Genomic DNA, 7666 nt, shown 5'->3' with positions numbered 1-7666 from the left:
CTCCGACACAGTGAGCGCCGGCCGCGCCCGGTCGGTCGTATGTCACGGCGCCGTCTCTCCACGCAGTCGCGAGTCGGGCAGGAGGTGGCAGTCCCTTCTGCGCAGGCCGGCGACCTGGCCGCGGCGCAGCCCCACCCGCCCGTGCAGCAGCACGATCAGGCGGTCGCGTGCGTTGCGGCACCGGAGGAACATGGCGACCATCTCTTCGTCGGAGGCGCGGTCGACTTCTGCCTCCGGTTCCTGTAGCCGGTGCCGGGTCTTGAGCCGATAGTGCAGGCCGCTGTCCTCGCCCTGGGCTTCCAGCGGCAGGTCCCGAGTGTCGGCCAGCTCGTAGATCTGCCCGAGCACCGATCCCGGTGCCGCCCCCACTGACACGGCGTGCGACAGCAGCCCCCGTACTGCCGTGAGGATCACGTTGATGCGCCGCTCGCCCCGCACCGGCTTGGCCGTGGTATCTGGTTGCGGCGGTGTGGAACACGGCGTACGCCTCACGCTGGTGCTGGCGGCGTACCGAGTCGACTGCGCCACGGTGTGTGGCTCGGGCTTGCGCGTGGCCGGCTGCGTAGGCAGTAACTGCGGCGATGATGGCTGTGGGCGTCGCTATAAGCGCGGCGGTGACGGCGGGGTCCATGACGGGCTATCTTGCCTGGCCTCAGCGACGGGCAACGGCGCCGAATCTCGGGATCATCGTCCGCAGCATCGGCCTGGAGCAGGCCGGCGAATTCTTCGAGGCGGCCCGCCACGCCTACCGCCGTGAGCAGGAGATCGCGCGGGCCGGCGGATACCAGTTCGGCTTCCCCGCCTACCTGTCGAACGAGCTGGGAGGTGCCGAGCCGACCCTCGCCCTCACCGCGGCCTGGGAAGCGATCAAAGCCGTGCACGAGCTTGCCGCCCATCGCGACTCCGGCGCGGACTTCGAGCAGTACATCGAGTGTGCCCTTGCCGCCTGCGCCCGCAGCAGGAGGACAGCCGGAGTCCGCCAGACATGTGCCGTACGGCAGTGCCGAGAAACCAGGCGGGCGGGACAACACGCCCCTGGCCTGCCGGGTGCGGAGGAGAGGACTGGTTCTGCTCACAAGAACCGACAGCAGCTGTTCAGCAGTTTCCGACAGCACCCTGACACAGTCTTTGTTCGAGTGCGGGACCAGTCCCGAGTGCTGGCTTCCGGCCCCCAGCCGCCCGCCCAGAGCGGTGACGGCCTGGCGCACCGAGTCAGGAAGGCCGGTGGATCCCGTTGCCGGACGATGTGCGTGCGAACCAGCTCCGCGTCTCGTCCGCGGTCAGGACGCGGAGCAGCTTGGCCCTGCCCGGGAGATGTGGGAAGAAGCGGTCGGCGTTCCAGCTGCGCTGGTATGTCGGCTCGTCAAGCACGAGCAGGCGGCATCCTTCCACCACAGGTATGTCGTCGGGCAGCCCTTCGTTCCAGATCCGCTCGCCGTCCGCGGTGAGGAGCTCGAAGGTACCAGTCGCAATGGTCTGGGTGCGTCCCTGGGCAGGCTCGGGATCGGTGGCCAGGCGGACGCTCTCCGCCGAAGGCACAGTGCCGGGTACGTAGCCGCCGCCGACGAGGACGTAGGCGAGCAGCGTGTGCAGCTGGAAGTTGTCCCCGATGCCGCCGATGCGTACCTCGAACCCGGTCCCGGTCGGCCTGTGCAACACCACGAGGGGCTCGTCGTCCAAGACTGCCAGCGCGTAGGCGAGGCATTTCAGGTCGTGCCGCTCCAGGGACGCAAGCTCGCGGCAGGCAGGGAGGATCGCGGATGCATGCCGACGGCGCACCTCGGTGCTGCGGCACAGTACGGCCAGCGCGGGCGGCTGCCACTGTTCGACCGAGCACCAGGCCAGCGCCAGCCGCGTGGCCTCGTGCCGGTCGCCGCCGAGGCGGGCCAGCAACGCGTCGTCAATGATCTTCTCGTCCGGCTCCGGCAGCTCGTTATCCGCTGCGCAGGTGGAGGTCCAGCGGCGGGCGAACTCCAGGGCGTCGAGCAGGTCCTGGTGGACACCGCCGAGGATCGGCTCGGCGCAGTCGACCGGATTGGCCCCGTGCTCGACGCAGAAGCCGGCCGCCATCGCCAGCATCGGCCGCGGGCCGGTAGGCGGGAAGGCGGGAAGCAACGCTGCCAGCCGGGGTCCTGCCAGTACGCGTTCAGCATCCGGTGCCGACGGCACGGCGTTCATCATGGCGGTGAAGGCACGCCCGGTACGGTCGCCATCGCGAGTGGCGACCGCCTCTTCCAGTTCGGACACGGCGGCGGTGAGGCCCGTGGCCTCCCGCTTCCTCTTGAAGATCACCCGCACACCTTAGGTCCGGGGTCAGTCCGGCGTCATCAGGCCCAGACCGTTCGAATCCCTCGGACGCTGTCTGCTGTCGGAATTGGGTTCTGGCACAGATCTTGGGGAGCGGTTGCGGAGCGTCACCCCGGTGTTCGATTGCGTGCGAGTGGTCTCGCGTGAGACCGCGTACGCCTTGTCGTCTGGCAGGCGAGAGTGACGCTCCGTCAGGTCTCTGCTCGTATCCGCCGTGGTCGGCTGTGGGCGGTGACGGTGCTGGTCATGCTGGCCGATGCATCGTTCTGGGACTCTCTGGTGTTCGACGGGATCGACGACGTGGACGTCGAGGCGGTGACCGCTGCCTTCGGCACGGTCGATGTGGTGGCGAGAGGCCGGGCGGCCGAGACGGCATGTCCGGACTGCGGTCGCTTCTCGGACCGGGTGCACGACTGCTATCAGCGCAGGTTGAAGGATCTCCCGCTCGGTGAGCAGAGCGTCGTGATCCTGTTGACGGTCCGGCGTTTCATCTGCGGCGCGGCGGACTGCCCGCGCCGCACGTTCGCCGAGCCGTTCACCCAGTTGACCGCCCCGTACGCACGGTTCACCACTCGGCTCAACCACGTCCTGGAGCGCATCGGGCTCGCACTGGCCGGACGGGCCGGCGCCCGGCTGGCCGCCCAACTGGGCTTCGGTGCAGGGCGGATGACCTTGTTGCGCAGGGTCATGGCGCTGCCGGATCCGCAGTTCAGCACGCCGCGGGTGCTGGGTGTGGACGACTTCGCGATCCGCCGGGGCCAGTCCTACTCCACCGTTTTGACCTGCGGAGAAGCCCATCGCGTGGTCGATGTGCTCCCGACACGCGAAGCCGGGCCGCTGGCCGCCTGGCTGACCAGTCACCCTGGCGTGGAGATCATCTGTCGGGACCGGGCAGGTGCCTACGCCGAGGGTGCCCGACGCGGCGCCCCCGAAGCTCTCCAGGTTGCTGACCGGTTTCAGTGCGCCATGAGGCGCCTTGTCGTATCCCCGACTCAGTCGGGATGAACTTGGAGGGAGGTTCATGGGTCTGATGGCTTACCCAAACCGGAAACGGTGACGGGGACCGCAGCATGCCAGGAAAGCGATAACCGGGCTCAGGTATCAGGGACGGGGTATCGCGGGACCCGCGTGACATGGTGAAAGCTGGATTGCCTGAACCCCAATTCCCAGAAGACTGAAGGTCGAGTCCGCCGGAAAGATACCTGACACCGACGCCGCACCCTGCGACGGCTTAGTGCCATGGCCGACGCAACCTCCAGGGTGCGGAGCGATGCCCAACGAGGGCATTCAAGGGAATGAGTGGGGCACCTACATCACGCTAGGACGTACGACAAGGACGAACATGGGATCGCCTACGGGAAGAGATCTTCCTATGGCGACGGAGGCCCCGTAGTAGTCGCCGGAGTCACGACCGGCCAAGGAGGACGGGAAAGCCGTCCGCATCGGGCGAAGGGGGCCAGGTGATCGGGCACTCAAGAACCGGGAGGTATGCGTAATGCAGAGCGCCGAAACGGTGCTGGGTGTCCTCCGTGAACGCGGCAGGCGTGGCCTGCCGTGCACCGAACTGTATCGGCAACTGTTCGATCCGCAGTTGTATCTGCTGGCCTACGGACGTCTGTACTCCAACAAGGGAGCGATGACGCCCGGGGTCACCGGGGAGACCGTGGACGGCATGTCGCTGGGCAAGATCGAGCACGTCATCGACGCGCTGCGCCACGAGCGGTACCGGTGGAGCCCGGCTCGCAGGGTCTACATCCCGAAAGGACAGGGCAGCAAGAAGCTGCGCCCGCTCGGCCTGCCTCCCTGGAGCGACAAGCTCGTCGGCGAGGTGATCCGCCTGCTGCTTGAGGCGTATTACGAGCCGACGTTCTCCGACTCCTCGCACGGTTTCCGTCCCCGCCGGGGCTGCCACACCGCATTACGCGATGTGGCCAACACCTGGACGGGCACAGCCTGGTTCATCGAGGGTGACATCGCCCAGTGCTTCGACCGGCTTGACCATTCGGTCATGCTCCGAATCCTGGGCGAGAAAATCCACGACAACAGGTTCCTTCGGCTGGTGCGCAACATGCTCAGGGCCGGATACATGGAGGACTGGGTCTGGAACGCCACGCACAGCGGTAGCCCGCAAGGCGGGGTTGTTTCACCGATCCTGTCCAATATCTATCTGCACAAGATGGACGAGTACGTCGAGAAGGTTCTGATCCCGGAATACACCCGGGGAAGAGTCAGGAAGCAGAGCCGCGCCTTTCACCGGGTATGGGCGGCCATCAAGCGCGCCCGCGACCGCGGTGACCACATCCAGGTGCGGGAACTGCGCAAGCAACTCCACAGCATGCCCAGCATGGATACTCAGGATCCCGGCTACCGGCGGCTGAGGTATGTGCGCTATGCCGACGACACCCTGCTCGGGTTCGCCGGACCAAAGGCGGAAGCCGAGGAAATCAAGGAGCGTCTGGCCCAATTCCTGCGTGACGAACTCAAGTTGGAACTGTCGCCGGAGAAAACGCTCATCACGCACGCCCGCACCGGGGCGGCAAGGTTCCTCGGTTACGACATCACCGTGCACCACAACGACCGCAAGGTCTCCGGCAGACGACGCTCTGTCAATGGGACCATCGGTCTGCGTGTCCCTCGTTCGGTGGTATCCGCCAAGCAGGCCCAGTACAAGATGCGCGGCAAACCCGCGCGTCGGCCCGAACTGCTGAACCAGGACGACCACGTCATCCTCAGCACCTACGGGTCCGAGTACCGCGGCATCGTCCAGTACTACCTGCTGGCCGGCGACGTCTTCCGACTCGCCCGGCTGCAATGGGTCATGGAGACCTCGATGCTGATGACGCTCGCCAACAAGCACCGCTCGTCGGTGTCGAAGATGGCCCGCAAGTACGCGGCCACCATCGACACACCGCACGGGCCGCGCAAGTGCTTCGAGGCCCGCGTCGAACGCACCGGCAGGAAACCACTGGTCGGACGGTTCGGCGGGATCCCGCTGCGACAGAACAAGAAGACGGTCATCACCGACCGTCGGCTGGCCCCGGTCAACACCAAACGCAAGGAGCTGGTCACCCGACTCCTGGCCGGGCGGTGCGAGGCATGCGGACGCATTGACGAGGTGGAAGTCCACCACATCGCCAAGCTCGCCGACCTCGGACGATCCGGGAACCGGCCGCCGTGGGCAGATCTCATGGCCGCACGACACCGCAAAACCCTCGTGGTCTGCGGAAGTTGCCACGCGGACATCCACGGCAAGAACTCTGCCGCAGCACTCACGGAGTAGTCACCGGAGAGCGACGTGCGGCGAAAGTCGCATGCGTCGTTCGGGCTGGGGGCCGTGGGAAAAGGACCTGCTCAGCAGGCACCTCGCCGACGGCCCACCAGTACCTTGTGGCAGGGCCTCGGCCGTGCGGTGGAGACCTGTGTCGCCTCCCACCGTGAGTGTCTGCGCGCTCCGACGTCGCCCGAGCCGTCGAACGTTGACACACTGCAAGGCGACGCGGGGCTTCCCGGCCGGGATCCTGTCGGCCGACGGGCCGAGCGCAAGAAGGCCGCACACGCCCTGGTCCACGAGTTACTCGCCCAGGGCCACTCCCGCCGGGCGATCGCCCGGCACCTGGGCTGGGGCCTCAACACCGTGCTCCGGTATGCGCGCGCCGCACGCTGGCAGGACACGTTCCGCGAGAACCGGCCCCGGCCCAGCAGGCTGGATCCCTACAAGCCCTACCTGGAGCGACGGTTCGCCGCGGGATGCACGAGCGTCACCCAGCTGCACAGCGAACTGCTTGCCGAGCACGCCCCGGTCACCTACGCCATGGTCCGCGCCCACATCGCCACCCTGCGCACCGCACCGTCGGGCACGCCGCCCCCGCCGCCGTCGGTGCGGCAGGTGACCGGCTGGCTCACCCGCCATCCCACGGCCCTGAGTGAGGAGGACCGCGCCGATTTGAAGGACGTCCTGGCCCGCTGCCGCGAACTGGACACGGCCGCCGGGCATGTTCGCGACTTCGGCGAGATACTCACCGGCCGCCTCGGCGGCAGACTCCCCGCCTGGATCGACGCGGTCGACGCCAGCCAATTGCCCGGTCTCACCGGCTTCGCGCTCCACTTGCTCCGAGACCTCGACGCCGTGACAGCTGGGCTCACCCTGGAGTGGAGTTCCGGCAGCACCGAGGGCGCCGTGAACCGCATCAAGAAGATCAAGAGGCAGCTCTACGGACGAGCCGGATTCGAACTACTCCGCAAGATGATCCTGCTTCAGTAACGCTCCGCTACCGCTCCCCAAGATCTGTGCCAGAACCGAGAACGGGAGTCACCGTCACGGCCCGGCGAACGGTTGGGGGCTGGCTGAAGGTCGTCGGCGGGCGCCGGTCGACCGGCCGCCGGGTGGCGTGCGCGCGGAGCCGTCCGTCGGGCGACTCCGTGTATGGCGCGCCCTGGTTCAGTCGGTGATGTACCAATCGTTCTTGAGGTACTCCAGGGTGTAGCTGCCGAGGTCGCTCTCGGAGAAGGTGGCGGATGCCCTGACCGCTTCGACCGGCATCTCAATCTTGCCGGGCGTGCGCACGGCGATGCGCTGCGGGTCGACCGTCGCGGTTTGCAGGGCCTTCTTCTGCGCGGGCGAGATCATCTGGAACACGACGGAGTACGTCGACGTGCACGGGCCGAACCCCTGGTCCTGTGCCTTCTTCGCGGCGGGCCCGGCCACTTCGCAGACCGTGCCGATGTCCTCACGGCCCAGGGCGTGGAGGTACTGCTCGTACCGGTGGATGGCGCCCTCCTTCGTCCTGGACGCGGGCTGGTCGCCGGTCGGCTCGGCCGACGGCTTCTGGGTCCGAGCGGACGCGGACAGCGTGGCCGACGGCTCTTCGGCCGGTGTGGACGCGGACGGCTGCGAAGGCTTCGCGTCCGTGTCCTCCGTCGACTTCTCCGGACCGCACGCGCACGCCACCAGCGCCACACAGGCCGATACCGCCACGCTCACCATCGTCCGCGCTCTCATTCGGTCCCCTCACCACCAGCCGACAACACGTCAAGAGGTCACGCAGGATCCGGGGGAACGGTTCCCGAGCCGGTCCAGTCGGCGCAGTGTGCGGGATCAGTGGGTGTTTTCGAACCTCGGCGGCGCTGGTCACAGGGCTGACAGCCGACAGGCTCGGCAACCGCGCCGTTTGCGCTGCCGTCACAGTGACGCCTCCGCGAACGGCAGATTCGCCCGACATGACGGCTGCGCGTGAGAACGGCTACAGCGCGGCGCCCTCCTCCGAACTGGCCGGGCAAGCGTCCCGCTGAGAGCGGCGCGGGAAACGCTGCCTGAGTCCCTAAGAAGCCGTATCTCAACCGAACGTGATCGTTTGATTCT

Annotated in this window: 6 protein-coding genes; 3 read left to right on the top strand and 3 right to left on the bottom strand. The window is 67.4% G+C overall.

Translation table 11 applies throughout. The annotated features are described in order from the left end of the window. Positions 1-42: 42 nt before the first annotated feature. On the bottom strand, positions 43-438 hold the full coding sequence (locus ACYVO6_RS38995) for a hypothetical protein (RefSeq protein ID WP_461069877.1): 396 nt from the start codon (positions 436-438) through the stop codon (positions 43-45). 774 nt (positions 439-1212) lie between these two features. After that, positions 1213-2292 (bottom strand): hypothetical protein, encoded by a 1080-nt coding sequence (locus ACYVO6_RS38990; RefSeq protein WP_461069875.1) that lies wholly within the window; start codon positions 2290-2292, stop codon positions 1213-1215. Positions 2293-2553: 261 nt separating this feature from the next. On the opposite strand from ACYVO6_RS38990, the gene ACYVO6_RS38985 reads away from it, so the two are divergent. From ACYVO6_RS38985 to ACYVO6_RS38975, 3 genes are all read left to right on the top strand, one after another. Further along, positions 2554-3312, top strand: coding sequence for an ISL3 family transposase (locus ACYVO6_RS38985; protein ID WP_461069873.1), 759 nt, complete (start codon positions 2554-2556; stop codon positions 3310-3312). Between the two features lie 490 nt (positions 3313-3802). Continuing rightward, entirely contained in the window at positions 3803-5587 is a 1785-nt protein-coding gene (locus ACYVO6_RS38980; RefSeq protein ID WP_461069871.1) for a reverse transcriptase/maturase family protein, read from the top strand. A 54-nt stretch (positions 5588-5641) separates the two neighbouring features. After that, positions 5642-6568: a transposase gene (locus ACYVO6_RS38975; protein WP_461069869.1), complete on the top strand. Its 927-nt coding sequence runs from the start codon at positions 5642-5644 to the stop codon at positions 6566-6568. Positions 6569-6745: 177 nt separating this feature from the next. On the opposite strand, the gene ACYVO6_RS38970 is transcribed toward ACYVO6_RS38975, so the two are convergent. Further along, positions 6746-7282: a hypothetical protein gene (locus ACYVO6_RS38970; protein ID WP_461069867.1), complete on the bottom strand. Its 537-nt coding sequence runs from the start codon at positions 7280-7282 to the stop codon at positions 6746-6748. Positions 7283-7666 lie beyond the last annotated feature (384 nt).

The sequence above is a fragment of the Streptomyces pseudoechinosporeus genome (assembly GCF_054783935.1).
This window is presented reverse-complemented; position numbering and strand designations above follow the sequence as displayed.